This is a genomic window from Salinivibrio sp. ML198 (assembly GCF_001996015.1).
Classification (GTDB): domain Bacteria; phylum Pseudomonadota; class Gammaproteobacteria; order Enterobacterales; family Vibrionaceae; genus Salinivibrio; species Salinivibrio siamensis.
This window is the reverse complement of record NZ_MUEZ01000012.1, coordinates 53,279-73,316: the sequence shown is the minus strand read 5'-3', so window position 1 is coordinate 73,316 and position 20,038 is coordinate 53,279. Positions and strand designations below refer to the sequence as shown.

Annotated in this window: 15 protein-coding genes; 10 read left to right on the top strand and 5 right to left on the bottom strand. The window is 50.7% G+C overall.

All coding sequences use genetic code 11. The annotated features are described in order from the left end of the window. The 4 genes from BZG25_RS10080 to rne form a co-directional block, all read right to left on the bottom strand. Positions 1 to 987 (bottom strand): ABC transporter permease, encoded by a 987-nt coding sequence (locus tag BZG25_RS10080; protein WP_077639024.1) that lies wholly within the window; start codon positions 985 to 987, stop codon positions 1 to 3. 83 nt (positions 988 to 1,070) lie between these two features. Further along, the gene (locus BZG25_RS10075) at positions 1,071 to 2,759 is read right to left on the bottom strand and encodes an ABC transporter substrate-binding protein (RefSeq protein WP_077639023.1); all 1,689 of its coding nucleotides are present in this window, start codon (positions 2,757 to 2,759) and stop codon (positions 1,071 to 1,073) included. Positions 2,760 to 3,770: 1,011 nt separating this feature from the next. Further along, complete coding sequence (locus tag BZG25_RS10070; RefSeq protein ID WP_077639053.1) at positions 3,771 to 7,178, bottom strand: response regulator; 3,408 nt, start codon at positions 7,176 to 7,178, stop codon at positions 3,771 to 3,773. A gap of 289 nt (positions 7,179 to 7,467) precedes the next feature. After that, positions 7,468 to 10,419: a ribonuclease E gene (rne, locus tag BZG25_RS10065; protein ID WP_046075483.1), complete on the bottom strand. Its 2,952-nt coding sequence runs from the start codon at positions 10,417 to 10,419 to the stop codon at positions 7,468 to 7,470. Between the two features lie 693 nt (positions 10,420 to 11,112). On the opposite strand from rne, the gene rluC reads away from it, so the two are divergent. Then, positions 11,113 to 12,075, top strand: a complete 963-nt coding sequence (gene rluC / locus BZG25_RS10060) for a 23S rRNA pseudouridine(955/2504/2580) synthase RluC (protein ID WP_077578964.1) — start codon at positions 11,113 to 11,115, stop codon at positions 12,073 to 12,075. A 4-nt stretch (positions 12,076 to 12,079) separates the two neighbouring features. Then, the gene (locus BZG25_RS10055) at positions 12,080 to 12,796 is read left to right on the top strand and encodes an HAD-IA family hydrolase (protein ID WP_077578965.1); all 717 of its coding nucleotides are present in this window, start codon (positions 12,080 to 12,082) and stop codon (positions 12,794 to 12,796) included. A gap of 75 nt (positions 12,797 to 12,871) precedes the next feature. On the opposite strand, the gene BZG25_RS10050 is transcribed toward BZG25_RS10055, so the two are convergent. Further along, positions 12,872 to 13,465 carry a nucleoside triphosphate pyrophosphatase gene (locus BZG25_RS10050; RefSeq protein WP_077578966.1) on the bottom strand — a complete coding sequence of 198 codons (594 nt, stop codon included), beginning with the start codon at positions 13,463 to 13,465 and terminating at the stop codon, positions 12,872 to 12,874. A 322-nt stretch (positions 13,466 to 13,787) separates the two neighbouring features. Here BZG25_RS10050 and yceD point away from each other — a divergent pair, with 322 nt between their 5' ends. From yceD to fabF, 8 genes are all read left to right on the top strand, one after another. After that, positions 13,788 to 14,318 (top strand): 23S rRNA accumulation protein YceD, encoded by a 531-nt coding sequence (gene yceD / locus BZG25_RS10040; RefSeq protein WP_077578967.1) that lies wholly within the window; start codon positions 13,788 to 13,790, stop codon positions 14,316 to 14,318. Between the two features lie 5 nt (positions 14,319 to 14,323). Beyond that, positions 14,324 to 14,494 carry a 50S ribosomal protein L32 gene (gene rpmF / locus BZG25_RS10035; RefSeq protein WP_046075434.1) on the top strand — a complete coding sequence of 57 codons (171 nt, stop codon included), beginning with the start codon at positions 14,324 to 14,326 and terminating at the stop codon, positions 14,492 to 14,494. 9 nt (positions 14,495 to 14,503) lie between these two features. Continuing rightward, on the top strand, positions 14,504 to 15,526 hold the full coding sequence (gene plsX / locus BZG25_RS10030; protein WP_046075435.1) for a phosphate acyltransferase PlsX: 1,023 nt from the start codon (positions 14,504 to 14,506) through the stop codon (positions 15,524 to 15,526). A gap of 8 nt (positions 15,527 to 15,534) precedes the next feature. Next, on the top strand, positions 15,535 to 16,494 hold the full coding sequence (locus tag BZG25_RS10025; protein ID WP_077639022.1) for a beta-ketoacyl-ACP synthase III: 960 nt from the start codon (positions 15,535 to 15,537) through the stop codon (positions 16,492 to 16,494). 19 nt (positions 16,495 to 16,513) lie between these two features. Beyond that, the gene (fabD, locus tag BZG25_RS10020) at positions 16,514 to 17,470 is read left to right on the top strand and encodes an ACP S-malonyltransferase (RefSeq protein ID WP_077578968.1); all 957 of its coding nucleotides are present in this window, start codon (positions 16,514 to 16,516) and stop codon (positions 17,468 to 17,470) included. 67 nt (positions 17,471 to 17,537) lie between these two features. Then, positions 17,538 to 18,272 carry a 3-oxoacyl-ACP reductase FabG gene (gene fabG, locus BZG25_RS10015; RefSeq protein ID WP_046075438.1) on the top strand — a complete coding sequence of 245 codons (735 nt, stop codon included), beginning with the start codon at positions 17,538 to 17,540 and terminating at the stop codon, positions 18,270 to 18,272. 157 nt (positions 18,273 to 18,429) lie between these two features. Then, on the top strand, positions 18,430 to 18,666 hold the full coding sequence (gene acpP / locus BZG25_RS10010; RefSeq protein ID WP_046075439.1) for an acyl carrier protein: 237 nt from the start codon (positions 18,430 to 18,432) through the stop codon (positions 18,664 to 18,666). A 92-nt stretch (positions 18,667 to 18,758) separates the two neighbouring features. Beyond that, on the top strand, positions 18,759 to 19,997 hold the full coding sequence (gene fabF, locus BZG25_RS10005) for a beta-ketoacyl-ACP synthase II (RefSeq protein ID WP_046075440.1): 1,239 nt from the start codon (positions 18,759 to 18,761) through the stop codon (positions 19,995 to 19,997). The last annotated feature ends 41 nt before the right edge of the window (positions 19,998 to 20,038 follow it).

Here is a 20,038-nt window from a genome sequence, read left to right as displayed (position 1 = left end):
TTATTTGCCTCCTTTGCGCAGGCGTGGGTCAAGGACCACGTACAGCATGTCAGCAATTAAGTTAAACGAGAGCATAAACAAGGTCATAATCAGCAGCTGGCCTTGTAGGACTTGGTAGTCACGCGCGTTGATCGCATTCAAAAGCACCGAGCCAAGACCGGGGTAGTTAAAAATGATCTCCACAATCAGTTGGCCCCCGATGGCAATACCCAGCGACATCGATAGCGCGGTGACACTGGGCAAGAGCGCGTTTCGGGCGGCGTAGTTAAACACCACGCGGTTTTCGCTTAACCCTTTGCCGCGGGCCATGGTGATGTAGTCTTCCGCAAGCAGGTTAATCATGTTGTTACGCATGTTGACCAAAAAGCCGCCGACTTGAATGATGGAGGCACAAAACAGCGGGAGTACGGCGTGATAGGCCACATCTTTAATAAAGGCCCAGCTGGTCCAGTAAGGGGTGACGCCTGGCGTGTAGGCGTATCCGGTAGGAAACCATTTCAGGCCAATGGCGAAAATAAACAGCGCCAACATGGCGATAACCACTTGAGGTACTGCTTGGATGATTAGCATTCCTGGGGTGATCACAGCATCGTATTTTCCGCCGCGCTTCCAAGCGGCAAAAATCCCCAAAATCGAGCCCAGCGAGAAGGACAGCAGCACTGCACTGCCGGCAAGAAACAGCGACCAGCCAAAGGCTTTGCCGAGGAGCTCGTTTACCGACAACGGATAAAATTGGATGGAGGTGCCTAAATCCCAGCTCAACACGTTTTTCATGTGGGTGAAATACTGCATATAGAGGGGGCCATCGACAAAGCCCAGAAGTTGTTTCATTGCCTCAATTCGCTCTGGAGTGACTTGCACCGAGGCGTTGGCAAACATCATGGTGACAGGATCACCGGGCATGGCACGAGGAATAATAAAATTGAGTGTTGCTGCCACTAAAAGGGCAATCATGTAAAAAGTTAGCCGTCGGAAAAAATAACCCATAACCCACACCTTACACAGCGAAGTGGTGATGTTCGTGGCGTGAACACCGTGGAAAAGCGGGCGCGCAAGGCGCCCGATAGTGGTTACTGAACGGGCTTAAGGTCCAGCACATGAAGAAGACGCTCAGGAATGCCGGCCCAGATAGAGGGGCGACCTTTCGGGTTGTCTTCGCTCCACCAACCGGTGAAGCGGGTTGTGTTGTATTGATACATTTGAGCGCCAGAAAGCACCGGAATAGTGACCTGATCCTTGGCGATAATCGCTTGGATTTGGTGGGCAATTTCCAGTTGCTCAGCTTTATCCGCGGTTTTGTAGAAGCTGTCTAACAGCTTGTCGAGCTCAGCATTTTGGTAATAATGCATCGCGAACCGTGGCATGCCGTCCCCTTTCTGTAAATTGGAGTTATATGCGCTATTCCAATAGGTATAAGGGTCCGCACCGTGGAAGTAATTGGTGTAGGCGACGTCGTAGTCGGCTTCGAGCATCGCTTGGTTATACACCGAGAAATCAGGTGTACGCGCTTTGGCTTTGATACCGGCCTCGGCAAGTTGCTCAACCGCAAGCTGAACGGTGTTGTTGAAGTCGGTCCAGCCATTGGGGGATTGGATCTCGAGCTCAAACGACTTACCTGACGGCGTTTCCACAAAGCCATCGCCGTCTTGATCTTTAAAGCCGGCTTTAGCGAGCAGTGCTTTGGCGCCGTCTAGATCGTACGTATTGTATTGACGATATTTTTCATGCACCGCTTCGTCGGACCAAGACTCAAAGGCATAACCTAAGCCAGACGCGAAGTCGTTTACCGTACCACCGCCATAAAACGCGATATCAATGATGGTTTGACGGTCAAGCGCCATCGAAAATGCGCGACGGAAGTCGACATTGGTTAGCGCTTCACGCTTGGCCGGATCAGGGTCATTAAAATTGACCATAAAGGCTTGGGTGCCAGCAGCAGGGTACCAATAGTGATGATTAGGATTGGCCGCGGCATAAGTGCGGTCAATGTCAGGAATGAACGAGGATGTCCAGTCCATTTCGCCATTGATCACTTTACTTAAAAACTGATCGTTATTGGCAATTTGTGGTACGCGCAGACAGTCAACATCGAGGTTGTCGTTATCCCAATAATGCGGGTTACGACATTGAATATAGAGCTGTGACGTGAAGGTATCGATGGTGGTGAAGGGGCCAGAGCCTACTGGGTTTTCATTGGTGTAAGACGCGGGCTCTTCAACATTTTTCCAGACGTGTTCAGGCACCACAGGTACTTTCGCAATTTCGTAGGGGACATTCGAGTTTGCCTCAGTGAGTTCAAAGCGGACGGTGTAGTCGTCTAGCTTCTTCACATCATCAACCCATTGGTTAATCCCAGATTGATCCAACTCAGGGTGGTTTTTGACCAAATCAAACGAATACACCACATCATCGGCGGTATAGGCCTCACCGTCTGACCATTTCACCCCTTCACGAAGGGTGAAGGTGACACTTTTCAGGTCATCCGCCATTTCATAGCCGCTCGCGAGACGAAAGACAGGTTGGTTGCCTTTCATTTCGTTAAACACCACTAAAGGCTCATAGATAAAGTCAGTGGTGGTGTGCAGATAGGTAGCGCCGAGGAAAGGGTTAAAGTTACGGACAAAAGTATTGAATTCTTTCGGGTGGATAGTGAGCTCACTGCGCTCGGCGGCACTAACGCCAGCACTTGCGCTCAGCGCACCGATGATTGCAGAGGCAAGTAGGGTCTTGCTGGCAACTCTAATGTTACTCGAAAACATAGCCATTCCTTACTGTTGCTTTCAGTTCACGTGATGGATAGTGAGCTCGTTGCTTACAACCTTCGCGAGCTCAAGCTTACTGTGTTGCCGACCCTGACGTTGTGATTATGGATGGGATGCCCCAAGCGATACTTGTTGCTCCAGGCCAGCAAACATCTTCACTAAGCCCAAGTTAAGTGAAGGCTGCAACGTGAATAATCGTTAAAACCGTAAAAAGACTCAGCGTTGACGTTATTTTCGTTAAAAAAAACAGCTAAAAAGGTTGTCCGCTTCAGGATGCAATTACGATTCTCTCCTGATAACGACCCTGGATGGGATTATAATAATATAAAAATCATAAGGTTATGTTTAATTATCTTTTGGGCGATGCATGTCACACACCAAAACACGCTTATTTTTTAAAGAGAAAAATCAGTATCTATTTTGTTGTGACAAGTCGCGCATTTCTGAGTTATATCCGACATAAAAGGGGATTTTTGCTAAGAAGCATTGCGATTGAAATGAGGTTGGTTCGCAAAGATTATTAATGAGCGATTTTAGCTCGTCAGTCAGAGGACAGGCACGTTAAGAGAACCCAAGAAATACGACTGTCCTCATAAGAGACAGTGTCTGTTCCCGCGAACTATTCATAGGACAGTCACCGAGGTTTGCTCACTTACTTCGATGCGCCTGTCCTGATAGGGCGCTAAAAGGGAGTGCTATCAGTGTCTGTCCCTATAAGAGCTGATAGTGTGTCGGACAGAGCGAGGGGCCTGCGGATAACATGTAGGTGCCTGTCCTTACAAGAAATGAGAGCGCAAGAAGTACGACTGTCCTCATAAGAGACACGACTGTCCTCATAAGAGACAGTGCCTGTCCCCGTAAGAGGGTGCCTTAAGAGGGTGCTTGTCAGGGTAAAAGTGCCTGTCCCCAGAAGAAGGGATGCTTAAGAGGGTGGAGAAACGATAGCGGGAACGCAGCAGTGCCTGTCCCGATAGGAGAGGCACTGGGAGAGGGAGCGATTTGGCTGTGTTAGTCTTCTAGCAGTAGCTGGCGAAGTTGTTGGTAATAGGACTCCAGCTGAGTACGGGTCGTACTACGTTTGTCACAATGATCGAGGATAAAGCGAATGGAGCTCAGCACTGTGCGCCATCGCGGGGTTTTTGGCAGGGTTTCGATGAGCAGGTACTTATCCAATGTGCGGGTTTGTAAGCTACTACGGTCAAGGTAGACGCGCCAAAGACCACTTTGCTCGGCAAAATCGAATTTGCTTTTGCCTGTGGCTTCTTCCCAGTAATGCAAGCTGGCTACCATGGCATCAACAATTAGCTGTCTGCGTGCGTTGGCTTTATCTTGTTGTTGGTGTTGCGCTTTTTCAGCGATAGCTTCAAATTCGCCCCCCATGGCTTTTAGCGTTTCAAGTTGGCGCGAGTCTCCGCCTAATGCGTAGCCAGATAAGGCTTCGATGGCGCTTTCTAGGCTCTGTATACGAGACTGAGACACGGGAGCGTCTGTGTTGATGACATACAGGCTGTCAATGTCAGACTCTGCGGGAAAACGCAGCACCATACCGTCGACGTCTCGGGGACGTCCTTCAATATAAATGGTCAGTGGGCCTTGATAGCGCTCCATCTGATTGGCTTGCTCGGGCGCTTTCACTAAGGCTTGGCCATGCATCCGTTTTACCTCGTCTTGCTCACGCTCAAACAAGGAGGCTGCCGCTTGGTTAACAAAGCGAACCTGGCCATCTTTTCGCATACCTAACATAGCTTCAGGAGCGAGAGAGAGCTGTGAAATCAACCAAGACTGGGTTTCGAGTAGACTGGCCTGTTGCCGAGCACTTTGTTCAAGCGCCTGCTCGAGGCGTTGATTTTCTTGGCGGCGCTGTTCCGCTTGGCTAGCGGCAAGATGTGTTGCTATCCGTGCGGCGAGCTCTCTTTTATCAAAGGGCTTACAGAGATAATCATTCGCGCCGACCTCAAAGCCATAGATGCGATCATCAGGCTGATTTAAGGCGGTTAGCATGATAATCGGAAGTGCAGCATGGTCATAGCGTGCACGCAGCTGCTCACAGACCTCGAATCCACTCATTCCGGGCATTAGCACATCGAGTAAGATGAGATCTGGCTTTGTGGTGGCGATATGATCAATCGCTGTACGTCCATCACTGGCTGTACTGACCTGATAGCCTTCAATATTAAGAAAACTGGTCAGTACTTGTTGGTTGGTTGGCTCATCATCGACCACTAAAATATGTAAGCCATTGTGATTATGCTGGCTTTGCGAAACAACGTCCGAAGAGGAGTGAGCGAGGGTCTCTCGCGTGTCATCTTGATGAATGTGTTGGGTAGAGACGGCGGAAAGCTCGGTGGTCAACACCGGAGGCTCATTGACGCTCGGAAGGGTGAAGCTAAAGGTGGTCCCCACTTGCGGCTGACTACTGACGTACAGCTGGCCGCCCATCAGCTCAACAAGTTGACGACTGATGGATAGACCGAGGCCTGCGCCGTGTTGATAATGATAGTGGCTACTCACTGCTTGTGCGAGCGGTTCAAAAACGGTGCTTAGCTGTTCCGCGGGGATCCCTTTACCCGTATCAACCACTTGGATACGAACGCGATCGTCCAAGGTGTCGGCGCTAATAACAATCTTACCCGCATCGGTGAACTTAATCGCATTTCCCAGTAAATTGTACATAACTTGCTCAAGCCGTTGGGGATCCGCGTGTACCCAGATTGGCGTGTCGCTGAGCTGATTAATGATGTCTAGCGGCTTCTCTTTTTTCAGGTGCTTGGCGAGTGACAGCACAAGCTGTGTGATGGCGTTGAGATTGACAGGACCTTGCTCCAAATCCAATTGCCCATAGCGCATTTTATGGTAGTCCAAGAGATCATCAACCAACTTGGCCAAGCGCTGGCCGCTGTTGACGATAATCGACAGTTGGTACTGATGATCGCGACTAATCGGACCGTTCGCACCGTCAATCAGTGCTTCGGCAATCCCTATCATGCCGTGTAAGGGGGTACGAAGTTCGTGAGAGGTGGTGGCCAGGAATTCATCTTTCAGCTTGTTGGCGACATGCAGCTCTTCATTCTGAGCACGTATGGTGGTGATGTTAGCTTCTAAGGCCTGGTTTTGTTGGCGTATTAAGGCCAGTTTTTCGCGAATGGCATGGCGCATGCGGGCAAAGCTCACCGCCAAACGCCCGATTTCATCACGACGACGCGTGTGGTGGATTTTGGTATCAAGGTCACCTGCACTGACTTTTTCTGCCGCCCATGTAAGCTGAAGCAGTGGGCGAGTAATAAAGTTGGACATATAGTGCGAGGCAATGACCACCGCGAGAATCGCAAGTAACATGGCAACGATAAAAAGCTGTTGCAGCTGGTGGATTCGAGCGTAGGCCACTTGCGTAGGGACTTCAGCCACTAGCCCCCATTTTAGACCGTTGGCGTGAATGGGGGTGTAGGCAGCGAGCACGGTTTGGCCTGATTGGGTTTGATAGCGGGTGACGCCCGTTTCTCCGGCTAATGCTTTTTCTATGGCAGGCGTGTTATTGACAAGCTGACTGTTGCTGGTTGAATGCGCTCGAGTCTTGCCGTCATCGCCGACGAGGTGTGTTTCAATCGCATTGGTTTCTCTGGGGGCCATTAGCCTGGTAAGGGCATGATTAGGAAGCCGGAAGATCGCGTAGCTATGCAGGTACCCTTGCTGAATAATGGGGGCGCCAAGCCATGCAACGGGTGCGTCGGTATCTTCAGCAGAAAAGTCCGAGATAATCACCTTAGGCGTCGGATCTAACTTCCCTTTTGTTTGTTGCGTTTGCTGTTTTAGGGCCGCGAAAGTGTGTCCCAGTCGTGCATTGCGATGCGGGCCTGAGAGTAGGTTAGTGCCAAAATTGTCCAGCTTTTTCACCGAATAGGTGACGTTGCCTTGCTTGTCGACCAAGAGGAGGTCGTCAAAATCTGCGCGAGCGAGCAAAGCTTGATAAGCGCGGTGGTAGCGTTTGTGTAGCAGCCGATAACGCTCGGTGGCGGAATAATTGGGATCGTCCTTGTGTACAGGCGTTTTGACCCTTTCACCGGACCCAAGGTAATAGCGACGTTGTGCGTAATCACGAGCGGCGTCGATGTTTGGTCGTAGTCGCTGAAAAGCATTGACCAAACCATAAAAATGCCCACCACTGGCGTAGGCGAGCTCTGAAGCAACAAACCCAAGGACTTCCGCCTCTTTCGCCTCAAAGTAATCGTTGATTTGCTGCTGCTTACCGTCGCGAACCGATAAAAGGTGTGCCGTGCTTTGTTCTTGTAGATCTTGGCTATGGGCGTTAAGAAAAAACAAGGCGACCAAAATCAGAGGGAGGAGGCTCAATAGCAGGAAGGCCAGCATCAAGGTGTGATGGAGGCGTTTAAATGGGTAAGCAGTAAACAAGGTTTTCATAAGCAACAGCATCTTCCCTACAGCAACGTTCTAATGTCGTGGCCAGCGTCTACGCCTCTGATGAGCCTGTTTCTCGCGCGACGACACGACAATCATTGTCTGCCTTGACGTTACTGAGTTTTTTCGCTTTGACAAGGAAGTCGCGATGGAAGCGTGTGGATCGACGCACTTTTCCGTGTATCGCTGCAAGATTGCGTATGTTTTGCCCACGTTATTTCATGGAAAAACGGTCAAATAAAAAAGGCCTCGACAGATGCCGAGGCCTTTAGCATTCCGAAAGCAAACGGAATTAGTACTGAGGTTTGGTCGCCGGTGCGTAGGCAGACGCTCGTGCCTCGGCGCTACCTGCTGCTTTCGCTTCTGGGTTAGGCGCTTTAAAGGCAGCGATTGCCACAGGACTGTGATCAACCGTTTCGTTCGGTGCCGGAGCCTTCATCATTGGTGACGTAGCGCGGCGGTATTGAATCGTTGCCGTCGGGGCGTTGATTTCCGCTTCGCGCTCAATCACTTTCTCGGTCACCAAATCGACCTCTGAGTCTTGCTCAGGGGTTGTCGCTGGCGCGTCTGGCGTCGCGACCTTAGGCGCAGCGTCGATCACAGGTGTTGCTTGGTTTTGTGCCGGTTGCGGTGCAGGCTCAGGGGTGTTTATCGACGCCATCGGTTGGGTCGACACTGTGTCCGTCTCCTCCGATTTAGCTTGCATGATAATGACTTTACCCATGGCCATTTCTGGACGGGCAACACCACTGACAATGGCCTTATTGTTTTGGCGCTTGTCCTGGCGGCGGCGATCTTGCTTCACTTTCACCGGTTGCTCTGCCGACCACACCTTGCCCATCGCCATTTCGGGTGACGCCATACCGGTGGTGAGTGGCATTGGGCTTTTCACCATTGGGCGACGGCGACGACGCTGTCCACTGGCGCGAAGGTGGCGCGGTGAGCGACGGTTACGGCGCTTGTCCTGCTGACCTTCTTTCTTCGCGTTATCAGGCTGCTGCTTGGCCTGTTGTGCCACTTCCGCCCCGACCTGTTGCAAATCTTTGCTTTGATCAGATGTAGTGTCTGTGGTGGCTTGCGTCTCCGCATTGTCTTTGTTGATACGCACGCTGCGGTTCAGCTTACGACGCTGGCGACGTTGTTTAACCTGTTCGGTTTTCTCCGCCTTTTGGTCTTGCTGCTTGTTGCCTTTATCCGCATTGTCAGACTGTGGCTTGGTTACCTTGGCCTCATCTTGTTGCGTCGTAGGCTTTTTCGCTTTGTCGTTGCGGTTATCGTTACGGGTTTTCTTCCCTTTACGATTGTTATCGCGACGCTCTTCTTGCGGCTTATTCTGGCGGCGTTGTTTGTTGTTACGTCCACGTTCGCCGTTGTTGCTATCACTTTGCTCATCGCGGTTTTGTGGCTTATGGCCACGCGACTTATTGCGTTGGTTATGTGAGTCGTGTGATGGCTTCTGGTTTTGCTTCGTCTGAGCTGGCTCAGGTGCAGCGGCAGGCTGTGACGACGCGGTTGCTGTATCCTCTGCTGGCGCGGCAAACAGGCGAGAGAAAAACTTACCAACTGTCGCGAACAGGCCTGGCTTGGCTGTCTCGGCTTCAGTGGCAGACGTGGTGGTTTTGGTTGCGCTTGGTGCCGGCGAGCTTGGCGCTGCAAACCCTTGTAATACAGGTTCTTCACGTTTTTTCGCTGGACGCGCTTGTTGTGGCTCTTCGCGTGCTTCTACTTCTCTGAGCGCATCAATCTGGCTTGGCAGCTGATAAGACAGGTTCGCCATTTCTTCACCGCCGCGGACGCGAACCACATCAAAGTGTGGCGTCTGCATGTCGGCATTGGGTACCACGACCACTTTGACATTGTGGTATTTCTCAATGTGCTGGACCGAGCGACGTTTTTCGTTAAGTAGGTAAGAGGCGACGGGGACAGGGACGATACCCAGTACTTGCGCCGTGTTCTCTTTCATTGCCTCTTCTTCCATCAAACGAAGAATGGACAATGCTAGCGATTCGTTATCACGAATTACACCAGTGCCTTTACAGCGCGGGCAGATATGATGACTGGCTTCTGCCAGAGACGGGCTGAGGCGCTGACGTGACATTTCCAGCAAACCAAAGCGTGAAATGCGGCCAATTTGTACCCGTGCACGGTCCATGCGGACAGAGTCACGCAATTTGTTTTCCACCTCGCGCTGGTGGCGGACAGGGGTCATATCAATGAAGTCGATCACGACCAAGCCACCCAAGTCACGCAGACGCAATTGGCGTGCAATCTCTTCTGCCGCTTCGATGTTGGTTTGGCGTGCCGTCTCTTCAATATCACTGCCTTTGGTGGCTCGGGCAGAGTTAATATCGATTGAGGTTAGGGCTTCGGTAGGATCAATGACAATCGAACCACCTGAGGGTAAGCGCACTTCGCGTTGGAAGGCAGATTCGATCTGACTTTCAATCTGATAGTGGCTAAATAGCGGCACTTCGCCTTCATAAAACTTGATGCGGCTGACAAAGTCAGGACGAACCAGTTTGATGTGCTCTTGGGCGCGCTGGAAGACCTTCTCACTGTCGATCAAGATTTCACCGATATCACGGCGCAAATAGTCACGGATTGCACGGGCAATCACGTTACTTTCTTGATGGATCAGGAAAGGCGCAGGGTTGGCGCCAGCCGCTTCTTTCACCGCTTGCCAATGATTGAGCAGGACTTTCAAGTCCCATTCAAGCTCTTCGGCCGATTTACCCACACCTGCAGTGCGTACAATCAAGCCCATCCCTTGTGGCAGTTCGAGGCCAGACATGGCTTCTTTTAGCTGACTGCGTTCTTCCCCCTCGATGCGACGAGAAATCCCGCCAGCACGTGGGTTGTTTGGCATTAATACCAAATAGCTGCCCGCAAGCGAGACAAATGTAGTCAGTGCAGCCCCTTTGTTGCCGCGTTCTTCTTTGTCCACTTGGACAATCACTTCCTGGCCTTCTTTCACCACATCTTTGATGTTTGGACGGCCTTGATAGGTGTAACCGGAAGGGAAGTATTCGCGAGCAATTTCTTTTAGAGGGAGAAAACCGTGTCGTTCGGCGCCATAGTCAACAAATGCCGCTTCCAGGCTAGGTTCGATACGGGTAATGCGTCCTTTATAGATATTAGCTTTTTTCGATTCATGGCCAGGACTCTCGATATCGAGATCGTATAGCCGTTGACCGTCAACCAATGCGACGCGCAACTCTTCCTTCTGAGTTGCGTTAATCAACATTCTTTTCATCTGATTTTTCTCATTTATTTATCGTTGTTATTAGCGGTTGATGACGAGAGCAGTCGTCAATGCTGCCTGACCCCAAGTCTGATATGGTGCAGCCTCCCGGCTGGAGAAAATCAGGGGTGCGCTCGGGCAAGTTTTAATCGGCCAGCTGCAACGGTTTTTATGGCTCACCGGATTACGCAGTTGGCGTCCGCCGTTTTTACCGATGGCGGAGAGCTCTGACACTGACTAACAGTCTCGTGTCAACACACTAAACGGGTGCTTTTGGTTTACGTCTTACGCCAATTGCCGCGTAACGCCTTAAAAGCATTCGGAATTATGGTTCTTTTACGGATATAACCGTATACAGCTATCACTTGATTGACTCATCACAGACCAGGCCTTTTGTCGAAAAGTGCATGTTCTACTGATGAAATCGCTGTCACAGGCGATAAGCTGTGTTTCAGATAAGCGTTTGCTTTTCTGATTAACGCCGCAACTATAGCAGGGAGACTAAAGTCCAGCAATCGGCTTTATTCGCTTATGTTGTGTTGGTAGTAAAACCGCGCAGACGTGGTGTTTTTTTGCACGATAATGCCTTGTGCCGCTCGCGGTTACAGGGGGGAACACAACCCGCTGCTGTGCTAAGTGAGGGGTGACTTGCCGTAGCAGGTGCATGTCGCTGTGCTTAGCGGTAGAATGAAGGTTATGACAGAACAAAAAACTCAAGTGCGATTCATCGACATCGATGACGATATCGCCGGCCAACGAATTGACAATTTTCTGCGAAATCAGCTGAAAAACGTCCCAAAAAGTATGATTTATCGCGTACTTCGTAAAGGAGAAGTGCGAGTTAATAAAAAACGCATAAAACCAGAGTATAAGCTGCAAGCCGGAGATGTGGTGAGGGTGCCTCCCATCCGCCTTCCAGAGCGCGATGAGAAAGCCGCGCCCAGTACTAAATTAGACAAAGTGGCCGCGCTTGAGCATTGCATTCTTTATGAAGATGACCATCTGTTGGTGCTCAATAAACCTTCGGGGACAGCGGTGCACGGAGGAAGTGGGTTACAATTTGGGGCAATAGAAGCGATGCGCGCGCTTCGCCCTAAGGCACGTTTTTTGGAGCTCGTACACAGGATCGATCGAGATACGTCTGGGATTTTGCTGATTGCGAAGAAACGTTCCGCGTTGCGTCATTTGCAAGCGCAATTTCGCGAAAAAACAGTACGTAAAGACTATTACGCCTTGGTGATGGGCAAATGGCCCGCTAAACAGCGCAAAGTAACGGCACCTTTATTGAAAAATGAGGTGAACAGTATTGTCCGCGTTAACCCTAAAGGTAAGCCGTCAGAAACCCGTTTTAAAGTGCTTGAAAGCTTCGCTGAAGCAACCTTAGTGCAAGCAAGCCCTGTGACTGGGAGAACGCATCAAATTCGTGTGCACGCTCAGTATATGGGTCATCCGTTGGCGTGGGACGATCGTTATGGCGATCCACGTTTTGATGCGTATACCAAGTCGTTTGGGCTGGATCGTTTATTTTTACATGCGGCCACCATCCGCTTCCTACACCCAGGCAAGGATGAAAGCATGACGCTTAATGCGCCGATGGAGCCTAAGCTTGAGCGGGCGCTTGAGGGACTAAGGGCGAAAACAGCATCACTCAGAGGTTAAAGCAATGACAGTTGAATCACCGTTTACTTCCCCTTGGCAACCTGGCGTAAGCGAGATCAAGCGACCGTCGCATTCCGTGATTGCGCCATATTCACTGTTAATTTTTGACTGGGATGGCACTGTGATGGATTCGATTGGGCGCATTGTCTCAAGCCTGGACGCGGCGGCTCGGCTGACTGAGCAGTTGCCTATATTGCCACCAGAACGCTTGCAAACCATGATTGGCTTGAGCTTAGAAAAGGGCTATCAGCGGCTTTACCCTGACGCTGATCCGGCGTGGTATGCCGATTGGATTCAGCACTACCGTCAACAATTTGTCTACGATAATCCGACGCCTTGTCAGCTCTATCCTGGCGTAAAAAACACCCTTATCTCTTTGAGAGCGCAGGGTTTTACGCTCGCGGTGGCAACTGGGAAATCACGCGCTGGACTCGATCGGGCCATGGCGGAAACGGGAACTCACGATTTGTTTTCGGTGACCCGATGCGCCGATGAAACGGCCTCTAAGCCGGATCCTCAAATGTTGGATGAAGTGTTAGCGCAAACAGGTATTCCACGTGATAAAGCACTGATGATTGGTGATACCGGCCATGATATGCAATTGGCCATCAATGCGGATATGGCAAGGCTTGCCGTCACTTGGGGCGTAGAAGGCGCCGCCAGCCTCTCGACCTATGAGCCAGTTGCCGTACTAAACAGCCTAAACGAGCTGGTGAGCTAATTGGCCGCTTTGATTATCCTTAAGTGCGTGTTGATACGGTTGCAAATACGAGTGCGCTGACGATGAGTTAGCGCATTAAATAACTGAGATACCTTCCTTTTCTAACATTTCACGCAAGCGTATCAGTGGGAGGCCTACAAGGGTATTCGGATCACGCCCGTGCATAGCATTGAAAAGGGCAATACCCAAGCCTTCACATTTGAAGCTGCCGGCACAATCTAGCGGCAGTTCTTTGTCGATATAACGAACGATTTCTTGTTCGCTTAGCTCACGAAAATCGACATGAAAGGGCTCAACGTCCGATTGATGTTCTCCCGTATCACTATTAATCAACGCGATTCCTGTATAAAAGGTGACTTGCTTTCCGCTTGCCCGTTTTAGCTGCTCGATCGCTACCTCTCGCGCATGCGGCTTACCAAGTATCTCCTCGTCAATCACACAAACTTGGTCTGAACCGATAATGAGAGCATTATCGAATAGCGGCATCCCCGCCATGGCTTTTTCGAGTGCCAAGCGTTCAACCATGTCGGTGGCACGCTCGTTTTCATGCCGGCTTTCATCGATCGCCGGCGCGAATGCAGTAAACGGAAGCGCAAACTTTTTAAAGATGGCTTGACGATACGGTGAGCTTGAAGCCAGCACAATTTTGGGAGGTTGCGTCGTGTGCATGATCGTTCCTTATATTGCGCGCAGTTGAAGGTGACTAAACAATCTGCGTGGTCGATGATTGTTTATTTTCAACTCTCAGTCTAACCTGAAAAAATAGCGGGCGCGACTTTGAGTCGGGCAAAGCGGGAGAGGTATGCCTGGCTGGCTTGTTGACCGCGGTGAAAGGGTTGGTTTTCATCGTTGCCGGTCTGAGTAAACGAGGCGCCAGAGGCATCCCGATCACCAATGGCTTGTGCGCTTTTGTCTCTATCATCCTTTCGCGCCTGACACAGGTAACATTTTCTTTGACTCCAGCGCATTTGGAGGCTAATATTCGCGCCCTATGCAGAAGGTAAAGCTACCGCTGACGGTTGATCCGTTCCGTTGTGCACAAAAGCAACTTGACTATGATGGTATTGTAGACAAGCAGCGTTTAGTGCGTCTCGGTGAGGCAACCCAAAGCATCGATAGTGATGCGGAAGTGATGCTTTCGTTCGACATTGACGCCCAAGGGCTCAAAACTGTCACCGGTCGTGCGACCGTAACAGTGAGTCTTGAGTGTCAACGTTGTTGGGAACCATTTCCATATCGCTGTGAAACTGAATTCGTTTATAGCCCGGTTTTCAATGATGACCAGGTTGGCAATTTACCGGATGCTTATGAGCCGGCATTAGTCGACGAAAACGGTGAGATTGATCTGATTCAATTAGTCGAAGACGAGTTGATTGTGGCCTTGCCACAAGTCGCCATGCACGAAGACACCGACTGTAAGGTCAGTGCAGACAACATGGTGTATGGGGAAATCCCACTTGCTGATGAGCGTCCAAATCCGTTTGCCGTACTAAAAAACTTAAAGCAAAGTAACGAGGAGTAGGGTCAATGGCCGTACAAAAGAACCGTAAAACCCGTTCTAAGCGTGGTATGCGTCGTTCACACGATGCACTGGGTACTCAAGCTGTATCTGTAGACAAAACTAGCGGTGAAACTCACCTGCGTCATAACATGACGGCAGATGGTTTCTATCGCGGCCGCAAGGTTATCAACAAGTAAGGTTGACCCTTGACTAGGTTAACCATTGCACTCGATGCGATGGGCGGGGATTTCGGTCCCCAAGTCACAGTGCCTGCCTCCGTGCAGGCATTGTCGCGTTTTGCGGACCTAAATGTGATCCTGGTGGGCGATCAATCTCGCATCCAGGCGTCACTGAATCAACGCCATGCCCAGCATCATTCCCGACTATCTATCGTCCATGCCCCGGACGTTATTCCTAATGACATGCGACCGTCGACGGCGCTGCGTCGCAGCCATGGCACGTCTATGCGTGTCGCACTGGAAAAGGTGGCCAGTGGTGAAGCAGATGCGTGTGTGAGTGCGGGCAATACCGGCGCGCTTATGGCGCTATCCAAATACTTGCTCAAGCTCTTACCCGGCATCGACCGTCCCGCTCTAGTGACAGCCTTACCAGGTGCTAATTATCAACGTAAATGGTTGCTGGATTTAGGCGCCAATGTGGCCTGTGATGCCGATACCTTATTCCAATTTGCAGTGATGGGCGCGGTGTTGGCGGAGGCTGAATTGGGGTATACACCTCGAATCGGGCTGCTAAACATTGGTGAAGAAGCGATCAAAGGGAATGACTTGGTGCGCCGCTGTGCCGATCTCTTGCAGCAAAGTGAGGCAGTGCGGTATACCGGCTACGTTGAGGGCGATCAAATCTATACAGGCGAGACCGATGTGATTGTCTGTGATGGCTTTGTCGGCAACGTGGCGTTAAAAACCAGCGAAGGTGTCGCACGCTTGATCATCGACAAGGTGAAAGCCCATCTCCACCCGCATCCTATTAAGCGTTGGATCGCGAAATGGCTATTTTCTGATCTTTTAAATCAACTCCAACAGCTGAAACCCGACCAGTACAACGGCGCAAGTTTGCTAGGATTGCGCGGCATCGTTGTAAAAAGTCACGGACGCGCTGATATCGCCGCTTACGAAAACGCTATTTTTGAAGCGGTGCACGAGGTCGAACGGCAAATCCCAACTAAGATAAGTGACCGTTTAGAGGCAGTTCTTCTCGAGAGGCATTAGTAGTCTTCATGTATAGTAAGATTTTGGGCACAGGCAGCTATTTGCCTGAACAGGTTCGCACCAATGCTGACCTTGAACAGATGGTAGACACCAGTGATGAATGGATTGTGACCCGTACGGGGATCAAAGAGCGTCGCATTGCTGCACCCACAGATACCGTTGCCTCGATGGCTTATCAGGCCGCCGTGCAGGCGATAGAGATGTCTGCCATTGATAAACATGACATTGACCTGATTATTGTGGCGACCACCAGTGGTGAGCGTGCCTTTCCCGCTGCCGCTTGTGATGTGCAAGCGATGTTGGGGATTAAAGGCTGTCCCGCTTTTGATATTGCGGCGGCATGCTCTGGGTTTGTGTATGCGTTAAGTGTCGCGGATCAATATGTTAAAAACGGGTTAGCCAAAAATGCACTGGTTGTGGGCGCTGATCGCCTTTCACATACCTGTGATCCCGATGATCGCTCCACCATCATTTTGTTTGGTGATGGTGCAGGCGCCGTCGTGCTTTCCGCCGATGAAAATGATGGTATTTTGTCCACCCACTTAAAAGCCGACGGTAAATTTGGTGAGCTCTTGAAACTTAAGTATCCAGAGCGTGGTCAATCGTTAGAGGCCGGTGAAGCTTGGCTTTATATGGCGGGGAATGAAGTCTTTAAAGTGGCGGTGACACAACTGGCCAATATTGTGACAGAAACGCTTCAGGCCAACCAAATTGAAAAGACAGACATTGACTGGTTGGTGCCGCATCAGGCCAATTACCGCATTATTAAAGCGACAGCGAAAAAACTGTCGATGTCGATGGATCAAGTGGTATTGACGCTTGACCGTCATGGCAATACGTCGGCAGCGTCAGTACCGACCGCACTGGATGAGGCGGTACGTGATGGGCGTATTCAACGCGGACACACCGTGTTACTCGAAGCCTTTGGTGGTGGTTTTGCGTGGGGATCCGCGCTCGTAAGATTCTAAAATTAATAGGAAAACAGCTATGTCTTCAACAGCTAGTTCTTCAACAGCGACGTCTTCAACTGCGATTGTTTTTCCCGGTCAAGGCTCCCAAACCGTGGGTATGCTCGGGGAGATCGCCGAACAATATGGTGTTGTCCAGCAGACGTTTGCAGAAGCCTCAGAAGTGCTTGGCTATGACCTTTGGGCATTGGTCCAGCAAGGGCCAGAAGCGGATTTAAATGAAACGCACCGCACACAGCCAGCTTTGTTGACGGCGTCTGTGGCTATTTGGCGCGTCTGGCAATCACAAGGTGGTGCCGCGCCCGCGATGCTTGCTGGCCATAGTTTGGGTGAATATTCTGCTTTGGTTTGTGCGGGTGTATTGGATTTTAAAGAAGCCGTTAAGCTTGTCGAGCTGCGCGGTCAATTGATGCAAGAGGCGGTCCCAGCCGGTGTGGGAGCGATGTCGGCAATTATTGGCTTGGATAACGATGCGATTGCGGCAGCCTGTGAGCAAGCGGCGCAAGGCCAGGTGGTCTCACCGGTTAACTTCAACTCGCCAGGCCAAGTGGTCATTGCGGGTAATAAAGAAGCGGTGGAGCGCGCCAATGCGTTGTGTAAAGACGCGGGTGCAAAACGTGCATTACCGCTGCCAGTGTCGGTGCCTTCTCACTGTGCGCTGATGAAACCGGCAGCAGAAAAACTGGCGCAAGCACTGGAATCTGTCACGTTTAATGCGCCACATATTCCTGTGGTCAACAACGCTGATGTGGAAACGCCGATAGAGCCGGCTGCAATTAAAGAAGCCTTAGTGCGTCAATTACATAGCCCGGTGCGCTGGACCGAAACGGTTGAGCATATGGCGGCTGAAGGGGTGGAACAGCTGTTGGAATTTGGCCCAGGTAAAGTACTGACTGGCTTGACCAAACGCATCAACAAGGCGTTGAGCAGCGCGGCCGTCAATGATAGCGCCAGCCTCGCCACTGCGAAGGCATAAACCGTATTACGAAGACACTTTGTGACTGCCGGTGCATGCCGGCAGAATCAACTAAAAGGGTAACCGAATGAAACTAGACGGAAAAGTAGCGCTGGTGACAGGCGCAAGCCGTGGGATCGGCCGAGCAACGGCAGAGCTTTTAGCGGAGCGTGGTGCCACCGTGATTGGTACGGCGACCAGCGAAAAAGGCGCCGCTGCAATTAGCGATTATCTCGGTGAAAACGGTAGAGGCCTGGCACTCAATGTGACCTCGCCAGAGTCGGTCGCAGAGGTGCTTGATACGATCAAAAAAGAATTTGGCGACGTTGATATTCTGGTTAACAACGCGGGTATCACTCGTGATAACCTATTGATGCGGATGAAAGACGATGAGTGGCAGGACATTATGGACACCAACTTAACGTCAATCTTCCGTTTATCAAAGGCAGTATTGCGTGCGATGATGAAAAAACGCTGTGGCCGAATCATTAATATTGGTTCTGTGGTCGGTGTGATGGGTAATGCGGGACAGGCAAATTATGCGGCAGCAAAAGCCGGCGTGATTGGCTTTACCAAATCCATGGCACGTGAGGTGGCTGCGCGTGGCATCACAGTGAATACAGTCGCGCCTGGTTTTATCGAAACCGATATGACCAAGGCGCTAAATGATGAACAGCGCGCTGCGACGCTGGCACAAGTGCCAGCAGGGCGTTTGGGTGATCCAAAAGAGATTGCTGCAACGGTGGCGTTTTTAGCCTCTGATGATGCTGCTTATATGACGGGCGAGACCTTGCACGTCAATGGCGGTATGTACATGATTTGATCGAGACCGTTGCAATCTCGAATGACACACGTCAAACTCCGATTGATTTGTCCCCAAATCGTGGTTTGACCAGCCGTGGAGGTCTTGCAACTTCCACATTAATGAATAAACTACAGCACATATCGCATCTGCGAATCTTGTAAGGACTAGTATTAATATGAGCAACATCGAAGAACGCGTAAAGAAAATCATCGTTGAGCAACTAGGTGTCGACGAAGCAGAAGTGAAAAACGAAGCTTCATTCGTAGACGACTTGGGCGCGGACTCTCTGGATACCGTTGAGCTGGTAATGGCTCTTGAAGAGGAATTCGATACAGAGATTCCAGATGAAGAAGCAGAGAAGATTACTACTGTACAGGCAGCTATCGACTACGTTGTCGGCGCTTCAGCGTAATCTCAGAATCCTACCAGGCGGTCTCCTCGACCGCCTGTGTTCTTTTTAAGCTATTCTAATTTCCAAACTTATATTCTCCGGAGAATATCATCGTGTCTAAGCGTCGTGTTGTTGTGACTGGCATGGGTATGTTGTCACCCGTGGGTAACTCAGTTGAGTCTTCATGGAAAGCTCTGCTAGCCGGGCAAAGCGGTATCTCAGCGATTGAGCATTTTGATGCCACTAACTTTGCTACTCAATTTGCGGGCATGGTTAAGGACTTCAATTGTGAAGACTACATGTCGAAAAAAGATGCACGAAAAATGGACTTGTTCATTCAATATGGCATTGCTGCCAGTGTGCAAGCCATTAAAGACTCCGGACTGCAAGTTGATGACAACAATGCACACCGTATTGGTGTCGCGATAGGTTCAGGCATTGGTGGTCTTGGTTTGATAGAACAAAACCATCGTGCGTATATGGAGAAGGGTCCACGTAAAATCAGCCCCTTCTTTGTCCCATCAACCATCGTTAATATGATTGCAGGGCACGTGTCGATTAATTACGGCATGCGTGGCCCAAACATCTCGATTTCCACCGCATGCACCACAGGCCTGCATAATATTGGTCATGCCGCCCGTATGATTGCATACGGTGATGCAGACGCTATGGTGGCCGGCGGCGCAGAGAAAGCCTCTACCGAGCTTGGTATTGGCGGTTTTGCCGCCGCCAAAGCATTATCAACACGTAACGATGATCCACAGTCGGCCTCTCGCCCATGGGACAAAGATCGTGATGGTTTTGTGCTGGGTGATGGTGCTGGCGTCATGGTGCTTGAAGAATATGAACACGCGAAAGCACGTGGCGCGACCATTTACTGTGAATTAGCCGGTTTTGGCATGAGCGGGGATGCTTACCATATGACGTCACCCAGTGAAGATGGCTCAGGGGCGGCACTGGCGATGGAAGCAGCGATTCGTGATGCGGGGATTAACCCAGCACAAATCGGTTACGTTAACGCGCACGGTACCTCGACACCGGCAGGCGATGTGGCGGAAAGTAAAGCGATCCGTCGTGCAATGGGCGAGGCGGCGGACAGTGTATTGGTCTCTTCAACCAAGTCGATGACCGGTCATTTGCTCGGTGCGGCAGGCTCTGCTGAGTCAATTATCACTGCCATGTCGCTGATTGATCAAGCCGTACCACCAACGATCAACCTTGATAATGTCGATGAGGGTTGCGATTTAGATTACGTACCGCACGAAGCGCGTGACGTAAAAATGGAGTACGCCTTGTGTAACTCCTTTGGTTTTGGTGGCACCAACGGCTCTTTGATCTTCAAAAAGCTGTAATACGCATAGGCGTTTATACAGCCTAAAAAGAGTCTGCTATA

Excerpts from the sequence above, each read along its gene's own strand:
- BZG25_RS10080 (WP_077639024.1), bottom strand. The coding sequence starts at position 987 with ATGGGTTATTTTTTCCGACGGCTAACTTTTTACATGATTGCCCTTTTA.
- BZG25_RS10075 (WP_077639023.1), bottom strand. The coding sequence starts at position 2,759 with ATGTTTTCGAGTAACATTAGAGTTGCCAGCAAGACCCTACTTGCCTCT.
- BZG25_RS10070 (WP_077639053.1), bottom strand. The coding sequence starts at position 7,178 with ATGAAAACCTTGTTTACTGCTTACCCATTTAAACGCCTCCATCACACC.
- rne (WP_046075483.1), bottom strand. The coding sequence starts at position 10,419 with ATGTTGATTAACGCAACTCAGAAGGAAGAGTTGCGCGTCGCATTGGTT.
- rluC (WP_077578964.1), top strand. The coding sequence starts at position 11,113 with ATGACAGAACAAAAAACTCAAGTGCGATTCATCGACATCGATGACGAT.
- BZG25_RS10055 (WP_077578965.1), top strand. The coding sequence starts at position 12,080 with ATGACAGTTGAATCACCGTTTACTTCCCCTTGGCAACCTGGCGTAAGC.
- BZG25_RS10050 (WP_077578966.1), bottom strand. The coding sequence starts at position 13,465 with ATGCACACGACGCAACCTCCCAAAATTGTGCTGGCTTCAAGCTCACCG.
- yceD (WP_077578967.1), top strand. The coding sequence starts at position 13,788 with ATGCAGAAGGTAAAGCTACCGCTGACGGTTGATCCGTTCCGTTGTGCA.
- rpmF (WP_046075434.1), top strand. The coding sequence starts at position 14,324 with ATGGCCGTACAAAAGAACCGTAAAACCCGTTCTAAGCGTGGTATGCGT.
- BZG25_RS10025 (WP_077639022.1), top strand. The coding sequence starts at position 15,535 with ATGTATAGTAAGATTTTGGGCACAGGCAGCTATTTGCCTGAACAGGTT.
- fabD (WP_077578968.1), top strand. The coding sequence starts at position 16,514 with ATGTCTTCAACAGCTAGTTCTTCAACAGCGACGTCTTCAACTGCGATT.
- fabG (WP_046075438.1), top strand. The coding sequence starts at position 17,538 with ATGAAACTAGACGGAAAAGTAGCGCTGGTGACAGGCGCAAGCCGTGGG.
- acpP (WP_046075439.1), top strand. The coding sequence starts at position 18,430 with ATGAGCAACATCGAAGAACGCGTAAAGAAAATCATCGTTGAGCAACTA.